The organism is Priestia sp. ST2, assembly GCF_055810735.1.
In genome coordinates this window covers 53,967-77,274 of sequence record NZ_JBVVNT010000005.1, presented here as the reverse complement: position 1 = coordinate 77,274, position 23,308 = coordinate 53,967, and the positions used below count along the sequence as shown (strand labels likewise).

Genomic DNA, 23,308 nt, shown 5'->3' with positions numbered 1-23,308 from the left:
CGGTCGCTTTTTGGTTTTGTGTGCATACGTTAATAAAGGGTGCCTATCTAGTTTGAAAAATGGTAAAATTAATGATAATTAAATAAAATTTGTGAGGCGTATGACAAGTGAAGGCGGGGGGTTGCTTTGGAACAAACGATAAGAAACTTTTTTTTATTGTTATCAAAAAGCAAAAAGTTAACAAAGCTGGCTAAGCGCTATGGCTTACGTTTTGGAGCAGCACGTTTTGTTGCAGGGGAAACCATCGATGAAGCTGTTAGTGTGATAAAAAAGCTAAATGAACAGGGATTAAAAGTAACGATTGATTATCTTGGCGAGTTTGTGGAAAGTGAAGTTGAAGTGGATCATGCTGCAGCTCAATGCATAAAGGCCATTCACCTTATACACAAAGAAAGATTAGATTCAGAAATTTCTTTAAAATTAACGTCTATGGGACTAGATATTTCAGAAGATTTGGCGCTTCATCATATGCGGCGTATTCTTGAAGAAGCGGAAAAACATAGCGTATTTGTGACGATTGATATGGAGGACTATAAGCGATGCAGCAAGACGATTAAGCTATTTAAACAATTAAAAAATGAGTATGAACACGTAGGGACGGTGCTTCAAGCATACTTATATCGAACAGAAAGTGACATCCGTGAATTAGATGCTTATGCTCCTAAATTAAGGTTAGTGAAAGGGGCGTACAAAGAAGCAGCAGACGTGGCGTTTCCTGATAAAGAAGACGTGGACGAAAACTTTCAAAACATCATTGGACTTCACTTATTAAACGGTCACTACACAGCAGTTGCTACTCACGATGAACGAATCATTCAGTATACAAAAGAGTTTGTTAAAAAGCATGGAATTTCAATGAATCAGTTTGAGTTTCAGATGCTATACGGGATTCGATCAGAAAGGCAAGTTCAGCTCGTAGCAGAACAATATAAAATGAGAGTGTACGTTCCTTATGGAACGGACTGGTATGGGTACTTTATGAGGCGCCTTGCAGAAAGACCTGCAAATGTCGCATTTGTCTTAAAAGGAATTGTAAAAAAATAATAATGAAATGGTCGTGATGACAAAGTAAGAAATAATCAAAAATCGAACATGATTCGATTACTCATGTTCGATTTTGAGGTTAATGTCCTTGAGTGTTATGCTTTGTGTACTGTTGGTTTTGAGATGTCTTTTTGCCGCGTCCGTGCGGTTCATTGACCGGTCCAGCATTTCCTTTAACGCTTGCTGCGCTTACGCCTGCTGACGATGGATCCTTCTTTAATTTGCTCACAAAATCACCTCCTGTGTATTAAGATAACCAAACACATTAAAAATAGTTAGAGATAATATTGTGAATATATTGCGAAAATTTAAAAAATGTTTTATAGTAAAAACAGAGATTAACAGTGACTCTCTTTTTTTACGCATAAAATGAATGATCATTCATTCAATATATTAAAGGGGATGTGGGGATAATTATGAACATAAAAAAAGCCGCCGTTTTAGGTTCAGGAGTTATGGGCTCTGGAATTGCAGCTCATTTAGCAAATGTAGGAATTCCAACACTTTTGCTAGACGTGGTTCCAACTTCATTAACAGCAGACGAGGAAAAAAAACAGCTAACGCTTGAAGATAGACAAGTGAGAAATCGGTTGAGTACAACTGCTCTAGCTAAATTAACGAAGCAAAAACCGGCACCTTTAACGTCGAAGTCATCACTATCGTTAATTACGCCAGGAAATCTTGAAGATCATTTACAGCAGTTAAGCGAGTGTGATTGGATTATTGAAGTAGTAGTGGAACGTCTTGATATTAAACAGCAGTTGTTTGAAAGAATTGACAGTGTACGAAAAAAAGGAAGTATCGTAAGTTCAAATACTTCAGGAATATCGATCCACGAAATGGCTAAAGGACGCTCAGAAGATTTTAAAGCGCATTTTTTAGGAACGCACTTTTTTAATCCACCGCGTTATTTAAAGTTATTAGAAATCATTCCAACTCATGACACAAAATCAGAAATTGTTGAATATATGAAAACGTTTGGTGAAGATGTATTAGGTAAAGGAGTAGTTATTGCAAAAGATACGCCTAACTTTATCGCCAACCGTATCGGTACGTATGGTTTACTTGTGACCGTTCAAGAAATGTTAAAAGGCAATTACAGTGTGGGAGAAGTTGACTCTGTGACGGGCCCCTTAATTGGAAGACCAAAAAGCGCAACGTTTCGAACACTAGACGTAGTGGGGCTAGACACATTTATTCATGTGGCCAACAATGTATTTGACAAAGTAGAAGGCAAAGAAAAAGAAGTGTTCGATGTCCCTTTATTTATGAAACAAATGCAGGAAAATGGCTGGCTGGGAAGCAAGTCAGGGCAAGGCTTCTTTTTGAAGAAAGGAAAGGAAATTTTGGAACTTGATCCTAGTACACTTCAATACGTCGAGAGAAAGAAGTTAAAAACAGCTTCTACCGAATTAAGCAAGCAGGCAAAAGGGCTGCAAAATAAAATGAAAGCGCTTATATATTCTGATGATCGTGCCGGACAGCTTCTTTGGAATGTGATCAGTCCCGTTCTTGTATATGCAGCACAGTTAAAAAATGAAATCGCCGACGATATCGTGGCCGTTGATCAAGCTATGAAGTGGGGATTTGGCTGGAAAATGGGTCCTTTTGAGACGTGGGATGCAATTGGTTTAGAAAAGTCAATTGAGAAGATGGAGCAGTCTGGTTTAGCAATTCCGCAGTGGGTAAAACAAATGCAGGAAAATGGATTTACAAGCTTCTATAAAGAAATGGAAGGTCAAACGCTTTACTACGAAGATGAAGAGTATAAAGCGGTAAAAGAAAATAAAAAGGTGATTCACCTGTCATCTTTACGTTCTCAAAATAATGTCATTTTAGAAAACAGCGGAGCGAGTTTAATTGATTTAGGAGATGATGTGGCGTGCCTGCAGTTCACCTCTCCTAACAATGCAATCGGGCTAGATATTATTAGTTTATTAAATCAGTCTCTTGAAGAAGTGAATAAGAACTATAAAGGGCTGGTCATAGGAAATCAAGGGAAAAATTTCTGCGTTGGCGCTAACTTAGCTATGATTTTAATGGAAGCACAAGATGACAATTATTTTGAAATTGAATTTGTCATTAAACAATTTCAACAGGCAATGATGAAGGTGAAATACAATGAAAAGCCGGTTGTTGCAGCTCCATTTGCGATGACTCTTGGAGGCGGAGCAGAAATTTGCTTACCGTCAGCTAAAATTCAAGCTTCTGCTGAAACTTACATGGGCCTTGTAGAAGTAGGAGTCGGACTCATTCCTGGTGGAGGAGGTAATAAGGAGCTTTATATCAAACAGCTAAATGGTTTACCTAACGGTGTAACGCTCGATCTTCAGCAAATTGCCAATAAAACATTTGAAACAATTGCTACTGCAAAAGTATCTGCTTCTGCTGCAGAAGCTAGACAGCTAAACTTTTTAAATCGTCATGATGGCATCAGCGTAAACGGAGATCACTTGCTGAATGATGCGAAGAACTCAGTCCTTGCTTTACATGACACGGGCTATAAACCACCTGTAAGAGCTAAAATTCCTGTGGTTGGAGAAACAGGATATGCAACGTTGCTGCTAGGAGCTCAATCCATGAAGTATTCAGGGTATATATCAGAACATGATTATAAAATTGCTAGTAAGTTAGCATTTGTGTTAGCTGGAGGACGTGTAGCGTTTGGTTCGGAAGTTGATGAAGAGTATTTGCTGGACTTAGAGAGAGAAGCGTTTTTAAGCCTTGTTGGAGAAGCGAAGTCTCAAGAACGTATGCAGCACATGTTAGTTAAAGGAAAACCACTGCGTAATTAAGGGGGAGAAAAAATGAGAGAAGCAGTTATTGTAGCAGGTGCTAGGACACCGGTTGGAAAAGCAAAAAAAGGTTCACTGGCAAGTGTTAGGCCTGATGATTTGGGAGCCATTGCGGTTAAAGAAACTCTTCGCCGAGCAGGCGGATACGAAGGACCAATTGATGATTTAATTATTGGTTGTGCGATGCCTGAAGCAGAACAAGGTTTGAATATGGCTCGAAATATTGGCGCTCTTGCGGGTTTGCCTTATACGGTGCCAGCAATAACGATTAATCGTTATTGTTCATCAGGTTTGCAAAGTATTGCCTACGGTGCAGAACGAATTATGCTAGGGCAAGCCAAAGCAGTGTTAGCTGGAGGAGCAGAATCAATGAGTTTTGTTCCGATGTTTGGAAACGTAGCGCGTCCAAATGTTCAGCTGGTTGAAAATGCGCCGGAATATTATATGGGCATGGGACATACAGCAGAACAAGTAGCGATGAAATACGGCATTTCACGTGAAGACCAGGATGCGTTTGCTGTACGCAGCCATCAAAAAGCAGCAAAAGCACTTCAAGAAGGGAAGTTTAACGACGAAATTGTTCCGGTGGAAGTGACGCTTCGAAAAGTGGATGAAAACAATAAGCTCCGTGAACAAAAGCTGATGTTCTCTCAAGATGAAGGAGTTCGTCCTGGCACAACTGCGGATGTATTAGGAAAACTTCGTCCAGCTTTTTCAGTTAAAGGATCCGTAACAGCTGGAAACTCTTCGCAGACAAGTGACGGAGCTGCATCCGTTTTTCTAATGGATAAAGAGCAAGCTGAAGCAGAAGGGTTAAAGCCTTTGCTTAAGTTTCGCTCATTTGCAGTTGGAGGAGTTCCGCCTGAAGTAATGGGGATTGGCCCGATAGCTGCCATTCCTAAAGCTCTTAAACTAGCAGGGCTGGAGCTTTCTGATATCGGATTGTTTGAATTAAATGAAGCATTTGCTTCTCAAGCACTTGGCGTTATTCGTGAATTAAATATTAATGAAGATAAAGTAAATGTAAACGGAGGCGCTATTGCCTTAGGTCATCCATTAGGCTGTACCGGAGCTAAGCTGACTCTTAGCTTAATGCACGAAATGCAGCGTCGAAATGAGCAGTTTGGAATTGTCACGATGTGTATTGGCGGAGGAATGGGAGCTGCTGGTGTATTTGAATTGTTAGCATAATCATTTCAAAGGGGGATATGAACATGTCAAATAAAACAAAACAAATGATTAAAGGTGGAAGCTTTTTAATTGAAGAAGGCGATGCAAGCCGCGTCTACACGCCGGAGGATTATACATCTGAACAAAAGATGATTGCCAAGACGACAGATGAATTTGTAGAAAATGAAGTCCTTCCACAAGTGGAATATTTAGAAAAGCATGAGTTTGACCGTTCTGTAAAGTTATTAAAACAAGCTGGTGAATTAGGTTTGCTTGGTGCAGATGTACCGGAAGAATACGGTGGACTCGGTTTAGATAAGATTACCTCGGCTTTAATTGCTGAAAAAATGTCTCGAGCAGGCGGATTTTCCATCACTCATGGTGCTCACGTAGGAATTGGGTCATTGCCAATCGTCTTATTTGGAACAGAAGAGCAAAAACAAGCATATTTACCTGCTTTAGCAGTTGGGGAAAAAATAGCAGCATATGCGTTAACAGAACCTGGTTCTGGTTCCGATGCCCTCGGTGCTCGCACAACAGCTCGCCTTAACGCAGAAGGCACACACTATGTGTTAAATGGAGAAAAGCAGTGGATTACAAATGCCGGATTTGCTGATGTGTTCGTCGTGTACGCGAAAATCGACGGCGATAAATTTTCTGCTTTTATCGTTGAACGCGAATTTCCAGGCGTATCGGTTGGACCGGAAGAGAAGAAGATGGGAATCAAGAGTTCATCAACAAGAACGTTGATTCTTGAAGATGCACTTGTTCCAAAAGAGAACGTGTTAGGTGAAGTGGGAAAAGGTCATGTGATTGCTTTTAACATTTTAAATATTGGGCGCTACAAGCTTGGAGTTGGAGCAGTTGGAGCAGGGAAACGTGCGTTAGAAATCACGTCTCAATATGTTAACCAGCGTCAGCAGTTTAAAACGCCAATCGCTAAATTTTCATTAACCCAAGAAAAATTAGCAACAATGGCTTCTAAATTATATGCAACTGAAAGCTCCGTCTATCGTACGGTAGGACTTTTTGAAGACCATATGGGCCAGCTTTCAGAAGAACAGCAAAAAGACGGAAAGCAAATTGCCGCTTCCATTGCTGAATATGCGATTGAATGCTCATTAAACAAAGTGTTTGCCACGGAATCTCTTGACTACATCGTAGATGAAGGCGTCCAGCTTCACGGAGGCTATGGTTTTATGAGTGAGTATGAAATTGAGCGCCTGTATCGTGATTCCCGCATTAACCGTATTTTTGAAGGAACAAATGAAATTAATCGACTCTTAGTACCAGGCACATATTTACGCAAAGCGCTAAAAGGAGAGCTTCCGCTGCTTCAAAAAGCACAAACGCTTCAAGAAGAATTGATGATGCTTATGCCGCAGGAAGTAGGAAATGAGCCGTTAGATCAAGAAAAAATGCTTGTGCAAAATGGAAAGAAAATTGCGCTCTTGCTTTTAGGTCTAGCTGCACAGAAGTATGGGAAAGAATTAGAGAAAGAACAAGAAATTCTCGTTAATATTTCCGATATGATTAGTAACGTATATGCAATGGAATCCACTGTTTTACGTACTGAAAAAGCGATTTCCAAAACAGGTGCAGATCAAAACAGCTTGAAGGTAAAATATACGCAAGTATTTTGCCAAGAAGCATTTAATCGAATTGAAGCAGATGCAAAGGAAACGTTAATTGGCGTTGAACAAGGTGATACGCTTAGAGTCATGCTTTCGTCTCTTCGCAAGTTAACTCGCTATACACCAATTAATGTAATTAGTGTAAAGCGCGAGATTGCAAAAACGCTTCTAGAAGTAGAGAAGTTCACAGTTTAAGGGAAAAGGAGCTCGTTTTACGAGCTCCTTTTTGTTTAAGAAGCCTCTATCTAGGTAAATGATAAAGGATGTGTTAAAATACGAAAAAAGCTTAAAATAAAGGGTGGTTGACGAAATGTCATTATTTTTTTATTCATATCCAAAGTGTGGTACGTGCCGAAAAGCCAAGAAGTGGCTGGATGATAACGGAGTAGCGTATGAAGAAATCCATATTGTAGAAAACCCGCCAACAAAAGAGCAGCTGCAATCTTATTATCAGAACAGCGGCTTAGAATTAAAAAAATTCTTTAATACAAGCGGTAAAAAATATCGCGAATTAGGACTTAAAGATAAAGTAAGCAGTGCGAGTGAAGATGAACTTCTGTCGATTCTTGCGTCAGATGGCATGTTAATTAAGCGTCCGCTGCTAACAGATGGACAAAAAGTAACGCTTGGTTTCAAAGAAGAGCAGTTTGAGGACGTGTGGAAGTAAGTTTTCAAATAGAAAATTTTTACCTTTTACGTTACACTGTTAATAGGAAGTTATTTTAGGTTGTAGAAAGTGTTCTCCACGTTGAAGGCGCTTTTTATATAAACAAATTACGATACATATTTTGGAGGGATTAAGATGAGTACACCAAAAGATTTGCGTTATTCTGAAGAGCATGAATGGGTAAAAACAGAAGGAGACGTTGTCCGCGTAGGTATTACGCATTTCGCTCAAGCTGAGCTTGGCGACATCGTATTCGTTGAACTGCCAGAAGTAGGAGCAACAGTAGAAGCTGACGAGCCGTTTGGCAGCGTTGAATCAGTAAAAACAGTTTCTGAGCTTTACGCACCAATTAGCGGTGAAGTTGTAGCAGTAAACGACAACTTAAGCGATAGCCCTGAACTTGTTAATGAATCTCCATACGAAGAAGCATGGATGATTACAATCAAACCGTCTGATGCTTCTCAAGTAGATAAGCTAATGACAGCAGAGCAATACGAAGAAATGACAAACGAAGGATAATATTCCTCCATAAATTGTCTTTATGAAAAGTTTTTGACTGGACACTCTATTAGTAAACAAGCTAAAGGAGTGTCTTTTTATGTTTGAAAAACAAAAAATGGACGTTACAGATCGCGTTACAGCTAAATTTCATGACGGCGGTATGAAATTATATGTTGATAAGCAGCCAATTGGTGAAGTTAGTTACGGAACAAGCGGCAATGAATACCGCTTTGAAGAAGGTTATTCGCAAGAAAATAATAAGTTCTATCAATATACGGATGTACAAAAACAAGGTGAAACGCAAAAATATACAGACTGCGACGAAGAAGCAGGATGGTGCTAAACAGTGGCAACTGCCACTGTTTTTCTTGTCTTATGGAAACAATATGGCCTAAGCTGCTTTTTAAAACAGTTCTTTCTTGCAAATTTCTTTTAAAAAACAGGTGAACTGTGATACATTAACGAATATTGTATAGCATAAAGAAATGATGTTACTATACAACTGACGATTATGGGTGATGAAAATGGGGCTAATTGAAATTGAAAAAGTAATTATTGTCGAAGGGAAATCAGATAAAAAGCGTATCCAAGATATCATTCGAGAACCAATTGAAATTATCTGTACAAACGGTACGATTAGTTTATCAAAGCTGGATGAAATTATTGACTGTACGTTTAACAAAGAGGTATACATACTTGTTGACTCTGATGATTCAGGGAATAAGCTAAGAAAACAATTTAAACGAGAGCTTCCGGAAGCAGAGCATCTATATATTGATAAAATGTACCGAGAGGTTGCTGCCGCCCCTAGACATCACATAGCAACAGTATTACTGAGTGCCAATATCGATGTTAATGCAGAATTTTTAACATAAAAGGAATGAGCAACATGCAAGAATGGAGCGAAAAACAGCTTGAAGATCAGTTAAAAGAAGGACAAAGAACGTTTATCTTTTTCCATACACCTTTTTGCGGGACATGTCAGCTGGCAAAAAAAATGTTAACCGTAGCAGAAGCGATGCTGCCCGGTGTGACCATCGGAATGAGCAATTTAAATTATATGCCTTCAAAAGCAGAAATATTTTCAATTGAAAGTGTACCTTGTTTGATTGAAGTGAAAAATGGCGAAATGGTAAAAAAACTCTATGCGTTTCATTCCATCGAGCACGTACTTGAAGAGCTTCGATAATCAAACGTTTGTTTAAAATGAAGAAATTGAAAGAGAGTGAACCGTTGGGGCTGTTGGAATCTTGGGATATTATCCCAAGAACAAAACCTGTTGACAGCCTATCTGACACATGCTAAAATCACACTCATGAATGTTCATAAATGAATGAATATTTCCCAAAAACAAAATAATTGTTGCGAACTCTTATCAAGAGAGGTGGAGGGACTGAGCCCTGTGAAACCCGGCAACCGTCAGACTAACTGAAATGGTGCCAATTCCTGCAAAGCTATGTGCTTTGAAAGATGAGAGAAAGGATTAAATATCGAGCCTTTCTGTCATGCGCAGAGAGGCTTTTTTGATGGGGAAAATTGTTTTACGGCTTTTTCATCCTATAGGGCAACCTAACATAATTAAGTTTTTACTAAAGAAGGTGAAGAAATATGATTACATTAACAGACGTTACAAAAATTTATCAGGCCAAAAGTGGTCAAATAACAGCTGTTGATAATGTGAATCTAACCGTTAACCAAGGTGAAATTTACGGAATTATTGGTTATAGCGGAGCGGGGAAAAGTTCTTTAATTCGCTTGCTAAACGGGTTAGAAACACCAACGACAGGAACGGTCGAAGTAGCAGGTAATGATATTGGAAAAATTAAAGGCGGAAAACTCAGAAAAGCTAGACAAGAAATTAGTATGGTATTTCAGCACTTTAATATCTTGTGGTCGCGTACGGTGCGAGAAAATATTGCTTTTCCGTTAGAAATAGCAGGGATCTCAAAAGAAAAAAGAATGAAACGAGTAGACGAGCTTATCAAGTTAGTCGGGCTTGAAGGGCGTGAAAATGCTTATCCATCACAGCTTAGCGGTGGACAAAAGCAGCGTGTTGGTATTGCTCGAGCGCTAGCCAATAACCCAAAAGTATTGCTGTGTGATGAAGCAACATCAGCGCTTGATCCTCAAACGACAGATTCCATTTTAGATCTGTTAGTAGATATTAATGAGAAGCTAGGGTTAACCATTGTATTGATTACTCATGAAATGCACGTTATTCGTAAAATTTGTCATCGGGTAGCCGTTATGGAAAATGGGGCAGTGGTAGAAGAAGGACAAGTGCTAGAAGTATTCAGAAAACCTAAGCAGCCGATTACAAAACGGTTCGTTCAACAGATTTCTGAACCAGAAGAAACGTTTGAAACAATTGAACAAGTACAGGGGTTATATCCAAGCGGGCAAATTATTCAGCTTACGTTTGTTGGCGGAAAAGCAGAGCAACCGCTCATTACAACGATTTTAAAACAGTTTGATGTAACGATTAATATTTTGCAAGGAAAGATTTCTCATACACAAACAGGTTCATACGGGACGTTGTTCGTTCATTTAGACGGAGAATTAACAGAAGTTGAAAAAGTCATTGCATACATTCATGAGCAGCAGGTAGAAGTGGAGGTAATGACAAATGCTTGAGAAACTATTTCCGAACGTTATTTTAGATGATTTTATTCAAGCGACAAATGAAACACTATATATGACGGCTATTTCAGTTATAGCCACGTTTGTTCTAGGTATTTTATTGGGCTTGCTTTTATTTTTAACGTCCAAAGGACAGCTCTGGCAAAACAAACCTTTATATGCCATTGTGTCAGCAGTTGTAAATATCTTTCGTTCCATTCCATTCATTATTTTAATTGTTTTACTGATTCCATTTACCAAAGCATTGGTAGGAAGTATTTTAGGCGCTAATGCAGCGTTACCTGCTTTAATTGTGGGAGCAGCACCATTTTATGCGCGTCTTGTAGAAATTGGTCTGCGTGAAATTGATAAAGGTGTTATTGAAGCTGCTAAATCAATGGGAGCAACAACAAGCACTATTATCTTTAAAGTGCTGTTACCTGAATCGCTGCCAGCTTTAATTTCTGGTTTGACGGTAACGACGATTGCGCTAGTCGGCTATACGGCAATGGCGGGTGTGATTGGAGCTGGAGGTCTTGGGAACCTTGCATATTTAGAAGGATTCCAGCGCAGTCATAATGATGTAACGCTAGCTGCTACGATCTTAATTTTGATTATTGTATTTATTATCCAACTTATTGGAGATGCGATTACTGCAAAAATTGATAAAAGATAAAGGGAGGATTATTTATTATGAAAAAATGGCTTTCGGCTTTAGCACTAACATCTGCGCTAGTAGTAGGATTAGCTGCATGTGGATCTAACAATGGATCAAAAGATGAAAAGAAAATTGTTGTGGGTGCATCTAATACGCCTCATGCTGAAATTTTAGAACAAGCAAAACCGATTTTAGAAAAACAAGGAATCGACTTAGAAATTAAAAAATTCCAAGATTACATCTTACCGAACACAGCTCTTGCAAACAATGAAATTGATGCAAACTACTTCCAGCACGTTCCTTATATGAATTCAGTGCTGAAAGATCACAAGGGTGAAAAAGGGTATGATTTTGTAAGTGCCGGTGCCATTCACATTGAACCAATCGGTATCTACTCTAAAAAATACAAAAGCTTAAAAGATCTTCCGAAAAACGGCACAGTTATTATGCGTGATGCAGTAGCAGAGCAAGGACGTATTTTATCGATTTTTGAAAAAGCCGGCGTAATCAAATTAAAACCAGGCGTAAAGAAAACAGATGCACAAATTAAAGATATCGTAGAAAACCCGAAGAATTTAAAATTTAAAGCCGATGTTGAAGGCGGATTGCTACCTCAAATGTACAAAAATAATGAAGGTGACGCTGTTGTTATCAATGCTAACTATGCTATTGATGCTGGTTTAGATCCAGTAAAAGATCCAATCGCAGTGGAAAGCAAAGAAAATAACCCTTATGCAAACATCATTACGGTTCACAAAGGCGACGAAAATAAAGATACAGTGAAAGCTTTAGTGAAAGTTCTTCACTCTAAAGAAATTCAAGACTACATTAAAGAAAAATACAAAGGCGGAGTACTGCCGGTAAATAAATAATAGAAGAAAAGCGCTTGCCCACTCTGGGCAAGTGCTTTTTTTGTATGCGGGAAAACGAATAACTCTTATTTTTCTCACGCATACTAACCGTGAAAACTTTACTGATGATGGGAGCTGACGTTATGCAGCAAGAAGCACGTCATTCAACTGAGCAAGCACTTCATGATTATAAAATGGGTGTTGGGAAATTTAGCGAAAAATTGCCGGAAGTAACAAAAACGTTTAATGCGTTTACTGAAGCATGTTTTGGGGAAGGTTCTCTTTCTAAAAAAGAAAAGCAGTTAATCGCGTTAGGAATCAGCGTAGTAGCTCAAGACGAGTACTGTATGATTTATCATACAAAAGGCTGCATTGATCAAGGTGCAACTGAACAAGAAATTTTAGAAGCATGCGGAGTGTCAGCAGCATTTGGCGGAGGCGCAGCGATGAGTCAGTCCGTTACGCTTGTCCAAGAGTGTATTTCAGAACTGACTAGCCACACGCACTAAGTAAATAAAGAGGGTAAAAAAGCTTGTCTTAGAAGGCTCTATGGAGTCTTTTAAGGCAACTTTTTTATGAGTGGATTTAGTCTTGAAAAATGTACATAATGGTTTAAAACCTTTTGGGTCAAAAGGTTGCTATAAGTTTTCATTTGTTATAAGATTGTAATGAGAATAAAATGAGAATAATTAAAAAGATATAGGTATATCGTTTTTTACTATATACGTCTATAACTGGAGGTTTTAATATGGCAGGGTCAACTTTAACAATTAAAGATCTTCATGTTGCAATTGAAGGTAAAGAAATTTTAAAAGGTGTTAATTTAGAAGTTAAGGGCGGCGAAATCCATGCAATCATGGGACCAAACGGTACTGGTAAATCAACATTATCTTCAGCAATCATGGGACATCCTAAATACGAGGTTACACAAGGAAGCATCACGCTAGACGGCGAAGATGTACTTGAGATGGAAGTAGATGAGCGCGCTCGTGCAGGTCTATTCCTAGCTATGCAATATCCAAGTGAAATCAGCGGGGTAACAAATGCTGACTTCTTACGTTCAGCAATTAATGCTCGTCGTGAAGAAGGCGAAGAAATTTCACTAATGAAATTCATCCGTCAATTAGACAAAAACATGGATTTCTTAGAGATGGATCAAGACATGGCTCAGCGTTACCTAAACGAAGGTTTCTCTGGCGGTGAGAAGAAACGTAATGAAATTCTGCAATTAATGATGCTTCAACCAGGAATTGCAATTTTAGATGAAATCGACTCTGGTTTAGATATCGATGCGTTAAAAGTTGTATCAAAAGGTATTAATGAACTGCGCGGCAGCGAGTTTGGTTGCTTAATGATTACTCACTACCAACGTTTACTAAACTACATTACACCAGATAAAGTTCACGTTATGATGCAAGGTCGCGTTGTAAAATCAGGCGGACCAGAATTAGCACAGCGTCTAGAGGCAGAAGGTTATGACTGGATCAAACAAGAATTAGGTATTGAAGACGAAACTGTAGAGCAAGAAGCTTAAGAGTTAGGAGGATCTCTATGACTATTGATACGAAATTACCATTTGATCAAGAGTACATCAGCAGCTTTTCAAAAGAAGCTAATGAACCAAGTTGGCTGCTAGATCTTCGCTTACAAGCTCTTGCGAAAGCAGAAGATCTTGCACTTCCAAAGCCAGATAAAACAAACATTTCGAAATGGAACTTTACTGCATTTGACAAGCACACTTCACAGGCAAGCACAATCTCATCTGTAGACGAGCTTCCAGAAGTGGTTAAAGCATTGATTGATACAGAAGCTGTTAAAAATCTATATGTTCAGCGTGACCAAACAGCTGCATATTCAACATTAACAGAAGAGCTAAAGTCTCAAGGCGTTATCTTTACAGATATTCAAACAGCTGCTAAAGAGCATAGCGACCTTGTCGAGAAGTACTTCATGAAAGACGGAGTTAAAGTAGATGAGCACCGTTTAACTGCATTAAACGCAGCGTTATTAAACGGCGGTGTATTCGTGTACGTTCCTAAAAATGTAGAAGTACAAGAGCCGCTTCAAGCTGTATTTGTCCGTGAAGATGAAGAAGCTGCTTTATTCAACCATGTGATTGTTGTAGCTGAAGACAACAGCTCAGTAACATATGTAGAAAACTACATTGCTACTGCTGAAGAGTCAAAAGGTGTTGTCAATATCGTGACGGAAGTATTTGCTAACAGCAATGCAAAAGTAACATTTGGGGCTGTTGACTACTTAGCTAAAGGCACAACTACTTATGTGAACCGCCGCGGCGTAGCGGGCAAAGATGGTCGCATTGAGTGGGCTTTAGGCTTAATGAGTGAAGGAAATACAGTTTCAGAAAATACAACGTATCTAATGGGCGACGGTTCATATGGAGATACAAAAACGGTAACAGTTGGACGTGGAGAACAGTCTCAAAACTTAACAACAAGTATCGTACATTTTGGAAAACATTCTGAAGGCTACATTTTAAAACACGGCGTTATGAAAGAAAGCGCGTCTTCAATCTTTAACGGTATCGGTAAAATTGAACACGGTGCTTCTAAATCAAACGCTGAGCAAGAATCTCGTGTGTTAATGTTAAGTGAAAAAGCACGTGGAGACGCAAACCCAATTCTTCTAATTGATGAAGACGATGTAACAGCAGGACACGCTGCATCTGTTGGACGCGTAGATCCAATTCAGCTTTATTACTTAATGAGCCGCGGTATTCCGCAAACAGAAGCAGAACGTCTAGTTATCCACGGGTTCTTAGCACCAGTTGTAAACGAGTTGCCAATCGAAACGGTTAAAAAGCAATTAACAGATTTAATTGAAAGGAAAGTTCGATAATGAATATCTCTGATATTCGTAAACAATTTCCTATTTTAGACCAAGAGGTAAATGGCAGCCCGCTCGTTTATTTAGACAGTGCAGCAACTTCACAAAAGCCGCTTGCTGTAATTGAAGCAATTGAGAAGTATTATAAAGAATATAACTCAAACGTACACCGAGGTGTTCACACGCTTGGTACAAGAGCAACAGACGGATATGAAGGCGCTCGTGAAAAGGTTCGTAAGTTTATTAATGCAAAATCAACGGAAGAGATTATCTTTACGCGCGGTACAACGACAGCTCTTAATACAGTAGCTGCAAGCTATGGCCGTGCTAATCTCAAACCTGGTGATGAAATTGTGATTACTTATATGGAGCATCACAGCAACATCATTCCTTGGCAGCAAGTTGCCAAGGAAACAGGTGCAACGTTAAAATATATTTCATTAACAGAAGATCATGCACTTTCACTAGAAGAGGTAAAAAGCACGATTACATCCAACACCAAAATTGTATCGATTATGCAAGTATCTAACGTATTGGGCACGATTAACCCAGTAAAAGAGATTGCAGAAATTGCACATGCTAACGGTGCAGTAATGGTTGTGGATGGTGCGCAAAGTACGCCTCATATGAAGGTGGATGTACAAGATTTAGACTGTGATTTCTTTGCTTTCTCTGGACATAAAATGGGCGGACCGACTGGAATTGGCGCTCTTTATGGAAAGAAAGAGCTTCTTGAAAAAATGGAACCAATCGAGTTTGGCGGCGAAATGATTGACTTCGTAAACCTATACGAATCAACGTGGAAAGAGCTTCCTTGGAAATTTGAAGGAGGTACGCCAATCATTGCAGGTGCAATTGGTTTAGGTGCAGCGATTGATTTCTTAGAAGAAGTTGGTTTAGATAATATTCAAGCACATGAGCACAAGTTAGCGCAGTATACACTGGATCGCTTATCGCAAGTAGATGGAATTACGATTTACGGACCGAAAGAGCGAGCGGGTGTTGTGACGTTTAATATTGAAGATGTGCATCCCCACGACGTTGCAACAGTAGTAGACGCTGATGGAATTGCGATTCGTGCAGGTCATCACTGTGCGCAGCCGCTGATGAAATATTTAAACGTATCTTCTACTGCACGTGCAAGCTTCTATTTGTATAACACGGAAGAAGAAGTAGATAAATTGGTGTCATCATTAATAAAAACGAAGGAGTATTTTACAAATGGCTTTTAATAATTTAGATACTCTCTATCGTCAAGTAATTATGGACCATTATAAAAATCCGCGTAATCGTGGAACGTTGAATGAAGATACTGTGAACATTCATATGAATAACCCGACTTGTGGAGACCGCATTGAACTTTCTTTAAAAGTAGAGGACGGCAAAGTGGTGGATGCAAAGTTCGAAGGCGAAGGATGTTCAATTTCAATGTCATCAGCTTCAATGATGACACAAGCAATTAAAGGTCAAGAAGTAGACAAAGCGTTTAAAATGGCCCATATCTTCTCTGACATGATGCAAGGTAAAGAGTATGATGATAGTATAGATTTAGGAGATATTGAAGCACTTCAAGGTGTAGCAAAATTTCCTGCGCGTATTAAATGTGCAACACTAGCGTGGAAAGCGATGGAAAAAGGTCTTAACGAACAAAAATAAGACCTTCATTCATTCCCAATCCTATCAAGTAGGGGGTAATAAAAGATGGCTAAAAAAATGCCAGAAATCGGCGATTATAAATATGGATTTTCCGATAAAGACGTATCAATTTTCCGCTCAAAACGCGGTTTAACGAAAGAAATCGTAGAAGAAATTTCTCGTATGAAAGAGGAACCACAATGGATGCTTGACTTCCGTTTGAAATCTCTAGAGCACTTCTACAACATGCCAATGCCACAGTGGGGCGGAGACATGGCAAGCTTAGACTTTGATGAAATTACGTACTACGTAAAACCATCTGAGAAGTCTGAACGCTCTTGGGATGAAGTTCCTGAAGAAATTAAACAAACGTTTGATAAACTAGGTATTCCTGAAGCAGAGCAAAAGTATCTTGCGGGTGTATCAGCTCAGTACGAATCTGAAGTTGTTTATCACAATATGAAAGAAGATCTTGAAGCACAAGGTATCGTATTTAAAGATACGGATACGGCGCTAAAAGAAAACGAAGATATTTTCCGTGAGCATTTTGGAAAAGTTATCCCGCCAACGGATAACAAATTCTCTGCACTTAACTCGGCGGTTTGGTCTGGTGGATCATTCATTTACGTACCAAAAGGCGTAAAAGTAGATACACCATTACAAGCTTATTTCCGTATTAACTCTGAAAATATGGGACAGTTTGAGCGTACGTTAATTATTGCTGATGAAGGCTCACACGTTCACTATGTAGAGGGCTGTACAGCACCTGTTTATACAACAAACTCTCTTCACAGTGCCGTTGTAGAGATCATCATCAAAAAAGATGCGTATTGCCGCTATACAACAATTCAAAACTGGGCGAACAACGTATACAACCTTGTAACAAAACGCGCGGTTTGTGAAGCAAATGCAACAATGGAATGGATTGATGGAAACATCGGTTCTAAGTTAACAATGAAATATCCAGCTGTTATCTTAAAAGGTGAAGGTGCACGTGGTATGACATTATCTATTGCCCTTGCTGGTAAAGGACAGCACCAAGATGCTGGTGCAAAAATGATTCACTTAGCACCGAACACATCTTCAACGATCGTATCAAAATCAATTTCAAAACAAGGCGGTAAAGTAACATACCGCGGTATCGTACACTTCGGCCGTAGAGCAGAAGGTGCACGTGCGAACATTGAGTGTGATACGCTGATTATGGATAATCAATCAACTTCTGATACAATTCCGTACAATGAGATTTTAAATGACAACATCTCACTTGAGCATGAAGCGAAGGTATCGAAAGTATCTGAAGAACAATTATTCTATCTAATGAGCCGCGGTATTTCTGAAGAAGAAGCAACAGAAATGATTGTAATGGGCTTTATTGAGCCATTTACAAAAGAGCTTCCAATGGAATATGCAGTAGAAATGAACCGTCTAATCAAATTTGAAATGGAAGGTTCAATCGGTTAATAATAGATCAAAACTCGTTTGCTGTTTATGCAAACGAGTTTTTTTGTATCGTTTGTATTAAAATAAAGAAAAGCGAAGCTAAGAACATAGAGGAGGAGTGGCATGATTTATATTGGAGTTACAGGCTGGGGAGATCATGATTCATTATATGAAGCGGGGGTTTCATCAAGAGACAAGCTTGCCGTATATGCAGGCCATTTTCCAATTGTTGAAGTCGATTCATCTTTTTATGCAATTCAACCAACATCAAATGTAGAAAAATGGGTGAACGATACACCGGAATCTTTTCGTTTTGTGGTAAAAGCCTATCAAGGTATGACAGGCCATATGAGAGAAGGAAATCCGTTTGATAGCAAAGAAGAAATGTTTCATGCGTTTTTAGAATCAGTGAAGCCTTACGTAACATCGAATAAGCTTGGTATGATTTTATTTCAAATGCCACCCTGGTTTGACTGTACAAAAGAAAATGTAGCCTATTTGAGATATAGCCGCGAGAAGTTTGGCGATTTGCCAGTAGCGCTTGAGTTTCGAAATCAATCTTGGTTTAAGCCATTTTTCTACGATAAAACGCTGACGTTTATGGAACAAGAGAAGTGGATTCACGGTATTTGTGATGAACCGCAGGCAGGAGAAGGCTCTATTCCTATTGTGATTCATGCTACAGATAAACAGAAAACACTTATCCGTTTTCACGGACGAAACGTACACGGTTGGAATAAGCCCGCAGAAGGCAATTGGCGAGCAGTAAGGTTTTTGTATCGTTACAATGAAAAAGAGCTCCTAGAGTGGAAAGAACGGCTTGAAAAGCTACAAAAACAAACGAAGGACATTTACCTGTTATTTAATAATAACTCGGGCGGAGATGCTGTACATAATGCCAAACAGCTCATGAGTTTATTAAATATTGAATATGAGAATTTAGCTCCTAAACAATTAGATTTTTTTAATGAATTTTAGAACTGAGTCCTATAAAAGTTTATATAAATAAGGAAGAAGGAATATAAACGTCAAATAGGTAGAAAAGTATATGTAAAACCTCACTTTTTTCTTTCAAAATCATAAATTGATTAAGAAAGGAGTGAGTTACTATGATTACCTTAGCGCCTATCGTAATTGAAGGTCATACGTTTAATGCAGTTACCGTATTGCTGCCAAAAACAACTCTGTTAACAATCTCATCAGATAAAGGGTACATTATGTGCGGAGCACTAGACGTAGGTCTATTAAATGATAAATTAGCTGATCGTCAAATAATAGCTGGAAGAGCTGTAGGTGTACGTACAATTGAGCAGCTTCTTGAAGCGCCTCTTGAATCTGTAACGCTTGAAGCTGAAAAAAGAGGGATTTTTAAAGGGACAATTGGTAAAGATGCTTTATTGAAAATGCTTTAATATAGTGGAAAATTTAAGATAAAACTTTTTAAAAGAAGCGTGAACCTCCTTATACATGCATACATATAGCTTGTAAGGAGGGATTTTTTTTGGTTAAACTTCGTCGGAAATTAACAAGAAAAGGCCCGCTTCCTTTTCGCTACGTTCTGTTGCTCACCTTTCTTTTTTTTATGCTTTCCACAGGGGTAGGATTATGGCTAATTAATAGAGGGATTGAACCGACGTTAATGAAATATGCTGAAGCACAAACAAAAGAGATTGCAACTTTAGTTATTAATAAAGCGGTGAATAAACAGGTACTTGATCAACTGGACGTAGATGTTATTAAAGTGGAATCCACACCTAACGGTCAAGTAGCCAAAATTGACACAGCGCTTGTAAATCGGGTCAGAGCTCAAACTACGTCATTTGTCCAGGCTAACTTAAAAGAAGCAGAGAAAGGGAATTTAGATGCACTTGAACTTCCAACAGATATTCGTATTGAAAAAAGTGAAAAGTTGCGGAATCAAGGAATTGTATACCAAGTTCCGCTTGGGCAAGCGACTAATAATGCGCTGCTTGGAAATCTAGGTCCGCTGATTCCGGTTAAATTTCATGCTATTGGTGACGTTCAAACAGACGTAGTGCGAAAAATCGAAGAGTATGGAATAAATAATGCGTTTCTTGAAGTATCTATCAAAGTAAAAGTAAACATGCAAATCATTATCCCATTTGCAACTAAAAAAACAACCGTTACGGCTACAATCCCGGTCGGAGGCACCGTTATTCCTGGAAACGTTCCTGACTATTTTAACGGTGGAAACTCGTCTTCTCCGGCGATTGAACTTCCGAAGAAAAATTAACAATATTATATTAACGTGATAAAGTATTATTAAAAAAGCAGGTGCGGAAGTTCAAAAAGACTTTCATACTTGCTTTTATTCATTAGAAAATTTGTCTGAATTTTCTATAAAAAATATTTTGACATACTATCTTCTCCCTTCTATAATTTGAGATAGGAAGTTATAGAAAGAATAATCTAAAAATTATAAAAATTCTCGGTGATCTACGATAAAAAGAGAGTAGGGAGAGAACAAGAGGGGGAATTACAGTGGAAAATAGGCCGCAGTGGGGATCAAGAGCAGGGTTTATTTTAGCAGCAGCAGGTTCAGCAATTGGACTAGGGAATATATGGAGGTTTCCAGCTACTGCATATGAAAACGGAGGAGGAGCATTTTTTCTTCCCTATTTATTTGCTTTGTTGACGGCAGGAATTCCTATTTTAATCATGGAGTTTGCTATAGGTCATAAATATAAAGGTTCTTCTCCTTTATCATTAGCGAGACTAAGTCCAAAGGCTGAGTGGCTAGGCTGGTGGCAAGTAGCTATTTCCTTTTTTATTTCAGTTTACTATTCCGTTATTATCGCGTGGGCGATGTCGTATTTTATCTTTTCATTTAAGTTAAGCTGGGGAAAGGATACGGAAGCGTTTCTATATGGAGATTACTTAAAGTTAGCTGAAGCACCAGGACAAACAGGAAGCATCGTATTACATGTTTTAATTCCGCTTGTACTTGTATGGATTGTCACGTTAGGTGTGTTATTAAAAGGAATCAAAAAAGGAATTGAAGCGGCAAACAAAATCTTTTTACCAACACTAATTGTTCTATTTTTAATCATCGTTATTCGAGCAGTAACATTGGACGGAGCAATGGAAGGTCTGCACGCTTTCTTTAAACCAAACTGGAGCGCAATTGGAGATGGAAAGGTTTGGATTGCGGCATATGGTCAGATTTTCTTTAGTTTATCTGTTGGTTTTGCTATTATGATCACTTATTCCAGTTACCTTCCAAAAAAATCTGATTTAACTAATAATGCGTTTATTACTGGATTCGGTAATTCCGCTTTTGAATTACTAGCAGGAATCGGTGTGTTTAGCGCACTTGGTTTTATGGCTACTCAGCAAGGTATCCCAATCGATAAGGTGGTTCAGGGAGGGGTAGGACTAGCCTTTGTTGTTTTCCCGCAAATTATTAATGAATTTCCGGCCTTTAAACAGCTGTTTGGAATGTTATTCTTTGCTTCCTTAACATTAGCAGGATTAACGTCGCTTATTTCAATTATTGAAACCTTTGTAGCAGGCATTCAAGATAAATTTACTATCTCACGTACAAAAGCTGTATTAATAGGCGGAGGAATCGCTTCAATTTGCTCGCTGTTATTTGCAACACAAGGCGGACTTTATTTCTTAGATGTGGTCGACTATTTCATTAATAACTTCGGAGTTGCTTTAGCAGGCTTAGTAGAAGTTGTATTAGTTGCTTGGGTATTTAAAAAGCTGAGCAGCCTTCAGCAGCATGCAAATGAAGTCTCTGATATCCGAATCGGATCATGGTGGAAGATATGTTTAGGAGTCGTTACACCACTTGTACTTGGGTATATGATGTTTGATAACTTCCGGAAAAATATTTCGGAAAATTACGAGCAGTATGCAACGACTTTTGTAGGTCCTTTTGGTTGGGGCGTGGCAGCTCTGGCTGTTATTTTAGGAATTGTTTTCTCTTTTGCACGATGGAAAGATGGGACGATCCGTTTGTCAGTTAAAGAGAAGGGGGTTTCTAAATAATGGATGGAAGTTCAATTACAATGATGGTTGTAGGAATGGTCATCATATGGGGCGGCTTGGCCGCGAGTATTGCTCATGCTGTGAAAAAAGCAAAAGAAAGCAAAGCGTCAGGATAAAAAAACAGGAAGCGTCGGCTTCCTGTTTTTTTATTTTTTCTTTAGTTCTAAACGATCATTTCTTTCCCACGTTCTTAACTGAGGATATGGGTCAAACGACCACTCATTTTTGCCGTTATCTTTATACATTCCATAATGCAAGTGAGGAGGGAATTTCCCAGAAGTCCCAGGAGGTCCATAACCGGAACTTCCTACTCCGCCAATGAGCGTTCCTGGTTCTACAATTTGTCCTACTTTTAAATTTTTTGCAAATCCGCTTAAATGAGCTAAATAGTGATAGTTATTATGAAGGTCACGAATACCGATTCGCCAGCCTCCATATTTATTCCATCCTTTAAGCTCAATAATGCCATAGCAAGGGGATTTTACTGGAACTCCGTAATCTGCAAAAATGTCTGTTCCTTCATGAATTCGTTTGCCACCCCAGCCGCGCGCATCTCCCCATGTACTTCGATAACTGTAGTTCGCACGGAGAGGCACCGGAAATGAAGAACCTTTTAAATCAATCCGACCGTAATGGCGAAAAATTTTGGCATTCCCTAAAATAATATCAACTGCTTTAGCCCGGTGATAATAGTTCCAAAGCGCAATTTTAATATAGTCTTCGGACACCCCGAACGTCCGAATATAATCTGCCATTGTAAAAAGCATATCTTCATCATTAAATTGGTCTGCTTTTTTGTCTCCGTTCCCATCTTTGCCCATTCCCCCGAGCAGAGAAATAGTAAGTGGGTTTGTATCTTCCAAATTTGGATTTAAAGAACCTGACCATTTTTCTGGAGGATAATAAATGGCGATCGCGCCTTTTTCTCTTGGAATATCTTTATGAGAGCGTCGAATATTTCGTTCATACTGGTCAATCCCAGCAAAGTAGTACCAAGGAATTGTAGTAGCGGCTTCCATTTGTTTATACAGCTCTAATCTCTTTTGAATAAGCATTTTTTCTTGATCTGCTGAAGATTCAGCTATTACATGGTGCCATCCTGTGAATATAGACATGAACATAAAAAGTAAGATAATCGTTTTGCGCATCGTGTTTCCCCCTTTCTAAAGATAGTGTGTAATACTAGTTTGCAGCGAGAAAAAAGATTTCATAAATATTAATTAATGGAAATCGCTTCAAAACTTTTTTAAAGAATTTTATTCAGAAGATAAATGGAAATTATACGGAGGATGAAAACGCACACATTTGAATGGGAAATAGAAGAAAACTGAGGAAAATAAAGAGCAGACAACTTGTCGAATCTCACTTTTTTATGATAAAGTGACATATAGTTATGTTTTTAATATGTAGTTAAAATTAAGCATATA

The 23,308-nt window shown here is 38.7% G+C and carries 25 protein-coding genes and 1 riboswitch; of the genes, 23 read left to right on the top strand and 2 right to left on the bottom strand.

Annotated elements, in window-relative coordinates; genetic code table 11:
• Positions 1-126: 126 nt before the first annotated feature.
• Positions 127-1,044, top strand: coding sequence for a proline dehydrogenase family protein (locus AC0KUU_RS21830; protein WP_043977260.1), 918 nt, complete (start codon positions 127-129; stop codon positions 1,042-1,044).
• A gap of 79 nt (positions 1,045-1,123) precedes the next feature.
• On the opposite strand, the gene AC0KUU_RS21825 is transcribed toward AC0KUU_RS21830, so the two are convergent.
• Positions 1,124-1,273, bottom strand: coding sequence for a YuzL family protein (locus AC0KUU_RS21825; protein ID WP_013059660.1), 150 nt, complete (start codon positions 1,271-1,273; stop codon positions 1,124-1,126).
• 184 nt (positions 1,274-1,457) lie between these two features.
• Between AC0KUU_RS21825 and AC0KUU_RS21820 the strand changes: the two genes are divergently transcribed.
• The 22 genes from AC0KUU_RS21820 to AC0KUU_RS21715 all read left to right on the top strand — a co-directional run bounded on the left by AC0KUU_RS21820 (position 1,458) and on the right by AC0KUU_RS21715 (position 21,997).
• Entirely contained in the window at positions 1,458-3,839 is a 2,382-nt protein-coding gene (locus AC0KUU_RS21820; RefSeq protein WP_322552538.1) for a 3-hydroxyacyl-CoA dehydrogenase/enoyl-CoA hydratase family protein, read from the top strand.
• Positions 3,840-3,851: 12 nt separating this feature from the next.
• Entirely contained in the window at positions 3,852-5,030 is a 1,179-nt protein-coding gene (locus tag AC0KUU_RS21815) for an acetyl-CoA C-acetyltransferase (RefSeq protein WP_028409611.1), read from the top strand.
• Between the two features lie 23 nt (positions 5,031-5,053).
• Positions 5,054-6,838, top strand: a complete 1,785-nt coding sequence (locus AC0KUU_RS21810) for an acyl-CoA dehydrogenase family protein (protein ID WP_043977255.1) — start codon at positions 5,054-5,056, stop codon at positions 6,836-6,838.
• Positions 6,839-6,953: 115 nt separating this feature from the next.
• The gene (locus tag AC0KUU_RS21805; RefSeq protein ID WP_013059656.1) at positions 6,954-7,310 is read left to right on the top strand and encodes an arsenate reductase family protein; all 357 of its coding nucleotides are present in this window, start codon (positions 6,954-6,956) and stop codon (positions 7,308-7,310) included.
• Between the two features lie 135 nt (positions 7,311-7,445).
• A complete protein-coding gene (gene gcvH, locus AC0KUU_RS21800) occupies positions 7,446-7,829 on the top strand; it encodes a glycine cleavage system protein GcvH (protein WP_013059655.1) in 384 nt (127 codons plus the stop codon).
• A 79-nt stretch (positions 7,830-7,908) separates the two neighbouring features.
• Positions 7,909-8,154 carry a YusG family protein gene (locus tag AC0KUU_RS21795; protein WP_013059654.1) on the top strand — a complete coding sequence of 82 codons (246 nt, stop codon included), beginning with the start codon at positions 7,909-7,911 and terminating at the stop codon, positions 8,152-8,154.
• 181 nt (positions 8,155-8,335) lie between these two features.
• Positions 8,336-8,686 carry a toprim domain-containing protein gene (locus AC0KUU_RS21790; protein ID WP_025752660.1) on the top strand — a complete coding sequence of 117 codons (351 nt, stop codon included), beginning with the start codon at positions 8,336-8,338 and terminating at the stop codon, positions 8,684-8,686.
• Between the two features lie 14 nt (positions 8,687-8,700).
• Positions 8,701-9,000: a thioredoxin family protein gene (locus AC0KUU_RS21785; protein ID WP_043977253.1), complete on the top strand. Its 300-nt coding sequence runs from the start codon at positions 8,701-8,703 to the stop codon at positions 8,998-9,000.
• A 180-nt stretch (positions 9,001-9,180) separates the two neighbouring features.
• Positions 9,181-9,288: riboswitch (SAM riboswitch) on the top strand.
• A gap of 131 nt (positions 9,289-9,419) precedes the next feature.
• Entirely contained in the window at positions 9,420-10,445 is a 1,026-nt protein-coding gene (locus tag AC0KUU_RS21780; protein WP_043977252.1) for a methionine ABC transporter ATP-binding protein, read from the top strand.
• Positions 10,438-11,106, top strand: coding sequence for a methionine ABC transporter permease (locus AC0KUU_RS21775; protein ID WP_013085342.1), 669 nt, complete (start codon positions 10,438-10,440; stop codon positions 11,104-11,106). The genes AC0KUU_RS21780 and AC0KUU_RS21775 overlap by 8 nt, the downstream gene beginning before the upstream one ends.
• Positions 11,107-11,123: 17 nt before the next feature.
• Positions 11,124-11,960 (top strand): MetQ/NlpA family ABC transporter substrate-binding protein, encoded by an 837-nt coding sequence (locus AC0KUU_RS21770; RefSeq protein WP_014457885.1) that lies wholly within the window; start codon positions 11,124-11,126, stop codon positions 11,958-11,960.
• A 122-nt stretch (positions 11,961-12,082) separates the two neighbouring features.
• Entirely contained in the window at positions 12,083-12,448 is a 366-nt protein-coding gene (locus AC0KUU_RS21765; RefSeq protein WP_013059648.1) for a carboxymuconolactone decarboxylase family protein, read from the top strand.
• 239 nt (positions 12,449-12,687) lie between these two features.
• Positions 12,688-13,473: a Fe-S cluster assembly ATPase SufC gene (gene sufC / locus AC0KUU_RS21760; protein ID WP_013059647.1), complete on the top strand. Its 786-nt coding sequence runs from the start codon at positions 12,688-12,690 to the stop codon at positions 13,471-13,473.
• 17 nt (positions 13,474-13,490) lie between these two features.
• Positions 13,491-14,798 carry a Fe-S cluster assembly protein SufD gene (gene sufD, locus AC0KUU_RS21755; RefSeq protein ID WP_043977250.1) on the top strand — a complete coding sequence of 436 codons (1,308 nt, stop codon included), beginning with the start codon at positions 13,491-13,493 and terminating at the stop codon, positions 14,796-14,798.
• Positions 14,798-16,018 (top strand): cysteine desulfurase, encoded by a 1,221-nt coding sequence (locus AC0KUU_RS21750; protein ID WP_322552528.1) that lies wholly within the window; start codon positions 14,798-14,800, stop codon positions 16,016-16,018. Before sufD ends, AC0KUU_RS21750 begins: the two co-directional genes overlap by 1 nt.
• On the top strand, positions 16,008-16,442 hold the full coding sequence (gene sufU / locus AC0KUU_RS21745) for a Fe-S cluster assembly sulfur transfer protein SufU (protein ID WP_013085338.1): 435 nt from the start codon (positions 16,008-16,010) through the stop codon (positions 16,440-16,442). Before AC0KUU_RS21750 ends, sufU begins: the two co-directional genes overlap by 11 nt.
• A 45-nt stretch (positions 16,443-16,487) precedes the next feature.
• Positions 16,488-17,885: a Fe-S cluster assembly protein SufB gene (gene sufB, locus AC0KUU_RS21740; RefSeq protein WP_322552527.1), complete on the top strand. Its 1,398-nt coding sequence runs from the start codon at positions 16,488-16,490 to the stop codon at positions 17,883-17,885.
• Positions 17,886-17,987: 102 nt separating this feature from the next.
• On the top strand, positions 17,988-18,842 hold the full coding sequence (locus AC0KUU_RS21735) for a DUF72 domain-containing protein (protein ID WP_013059642.1): 855 nt from the start codon (positions 17,988-17,990) through the stop codon (positions 18,840-18,842).
• Between the two features lie 131 nt (positions 18,843-18,973).
• Complete coding sequence (locus AC0KUU_RS21730; RefSeq protein ID WP_013059641.1) at positions 18,974-19,276, top strand: YunC family protein; 303 nt, start codon at positions 18,974-18,976, stop codon at positions 19,274-19,276.
• Between the two features lie 89 nt (positions 19,277-19,365).
• Entirely contained in the window at positions 19,366-20,118 is a 753-nt protein-coding gene (yunB, locus tag AC0KUU_RS21725; protein WP_013085335.1) for a sporulation protein YunB, read from the top strand.
• A gap of 248 nt (positions 20,119-20,366) precedes the next feature.
• On the top strand, positions 20,367-21,881 hold the full coding sequence (locus AC0KUU_RS21720; RefSeq protein WP_043977246.1) for a sodium-dependent transporter: 1,515 nt from the start codon (positions 20,367-20,369) through the stop codon (positions 21,879-21,881).
• On the top strand, positions 21,881-21,997 hold the full coding sequence (locus AC0KUU_RS21715) for a methionine/alanine import family NSS transporter small subunit (protein ID WP_016765823.1): 117 nt from the start codon (positions 21,881-21,883) through the stop codon (positions 21,995-21,997). The genes AC0KUU_RS21720 and AC0KUU_RS21715 overlap by 1 nt, the downstream gene beginning before the upstream one ends.
• A 30-nt stretch (positions 21,998-22,027) precedes the next feature.
• Here AC0KUU_RS21715 and AC0KUU_RS21710 read toward each other — a convergent pair whose 3' ends face one another.
• Positions 22,028-23,029 carry a M23 family metallopeptidase gene (locus AC0KUU_RS21710; protein ID WP_043977245.1) on the bottom strand — a complete coding sequence of 334 codons (1,002 nt, stop codon included), beginning with the start codon at positions 23,027-23,029 and terminating at the stop codon, positions 22,028-22,030.
• Positions 23,030-23,308: the final 279 nt, after the last annotated feature.

Excerpts from the sequence above, each read along its gene's own strand:
- AC0KUU_RS21815 (WP_028409611.1), top strand. The coding sequence starts at position 3,852 with ATGAGAGAAGCAGTTATTGTAGCAGGTGCTAGGACACCGGTTGGAAAA.
- AC0KUU_RS21810 (WP_043977255.1), top strand. The coding sequence starts at position 5,054 with ATGTCAAATAAAACAAAACAAATGATTAAAGGTGGAAGCTTTTTAATT.
- AC0KUU_RS21805 (WP_013059656.1), top strand. The coding sequence starts at position 6,954 with ATGTCATTATTTTTTTATTCATATCCAAAGTGTGGTACGTGCCGAAAA.
- gcvH (WP_013059655.1), top strand. The coding sequence starts at position 7,446 with ATGAGTACACCAAAAGATTTGCGTTATTCTGAAGAGCATGAATGGGTA.
- AC0KUU_RS21795 (WP_013059654.1), top strand. The coding sequence starts at position 7,909 with ATGTTTGAAAAACAAAAAATGGACGTTACAGATCGCGTTACAGCTAAA.
- AC0KUU_RS21790 (WP_025752660.1), top strand. The coding sequence starts at position 8,336 with ATGGGGCTAATTGAAATTGAAAAAGTAATTATTGTCGAAGGGAAATCA.
- AC0KUU_RS21785 (WP_043977253.1), top strand. The coding sequence starts at position 8,701 with ATGCAAGAATGGAGCGAAAAACAGCTTGAAGATCAGTTAAAAGAAGGA.
- AC0KUU_RS21780 (WP_043977252.1), top strand. The coding sequence starts at position 9,420 with ATGATTACATTAACAGACGTTACAAAAATTTATCAGGCCAAAAGTGGT.
- AC0KUU_RS21775 (WP_013085342.1), top strand. The coding sequence starts at position 10,438 with ATGCTTGAGAAACTATTTCCGAACGTTATTTTAGATGATTTTATTCAA.
- AC0KUU_RS21770 (WP_014457885.1), top strand. The coding sequence starts at position 11,124 with ATGAAAAAATGGCTTTCGGCTTTAGCACTAACATCTGCGCTAGTAGTA.
- AC0KUU_RS21765 (WP_013059648.1), top strand. The coding sequence starts at position 12,083 with ATGCAGCAAGAAGCACGTCATTCAACTGAGCAAGCACTTCATGATTAT.
- sufC (WP_013059647.1), top strand. The coding sequence starts at position 12,688 with ATGGCAGGGTCAACTTTAACAATTAAAGATCTTCATGTTGCAATTGAA.
- sufD (WP_043977250.1), top strand. The coding sequence starts at position 13,491 with ATGACTATTGATACGAAATTACCATTTGATCAAGAGTACATCAGCAGC.
- AC0KUU_RS21750 (WP_322552528.1), top strand. The coding sequence starts at position 14,798 with ATGAATATCTCTGATATTCGTAAACAATTTCCTATTTTAGACCAAGAG.
- sufU (WP_013085338.1), top strand. The coding sequence starts at position 16,008 with ATGGCTTTTAATAATTTAGATACTCTCTATCGTCAAGTAATTATGGAC.
- sufB (WP_322552527.1), top strand. The coding sequence starts at position 16,488 with ATGGCTAAAAAAATGCCAGAAATCGGCGATTATAAATATGGATTTTCC.
- AC0KUU_RS21735 (WP_013059642.1), top strand. The coding sequence starts at position 17,988 with ATGATTTATATTGGAGTTACAGGCTGGGGAGATCATGATTCATTATAT.
- AC0KUU_RS21730 (WP_013059641.1), top strand. The coding sequence starts at position 18,974 with ATGATTACCTTAGCGCCTATCGTAATTGAAGGTCATACGTTTAATGCA.
- AC0KUU_RS21715 (WP_016765823.1), top strand. The coding sequence starts at position 21,881 with ATGGATGGAAGTTCAATTACAATGATGGTTGTAGGAATGGTCATCATA.
- AC0KUU_RS21710 (WP_043977245.1), bottom strand. The coding sequence starts at position 23,029 with ATGCGCAAAACGATTATCTTACTTTTTATGTTCATGTCTATATTCACA.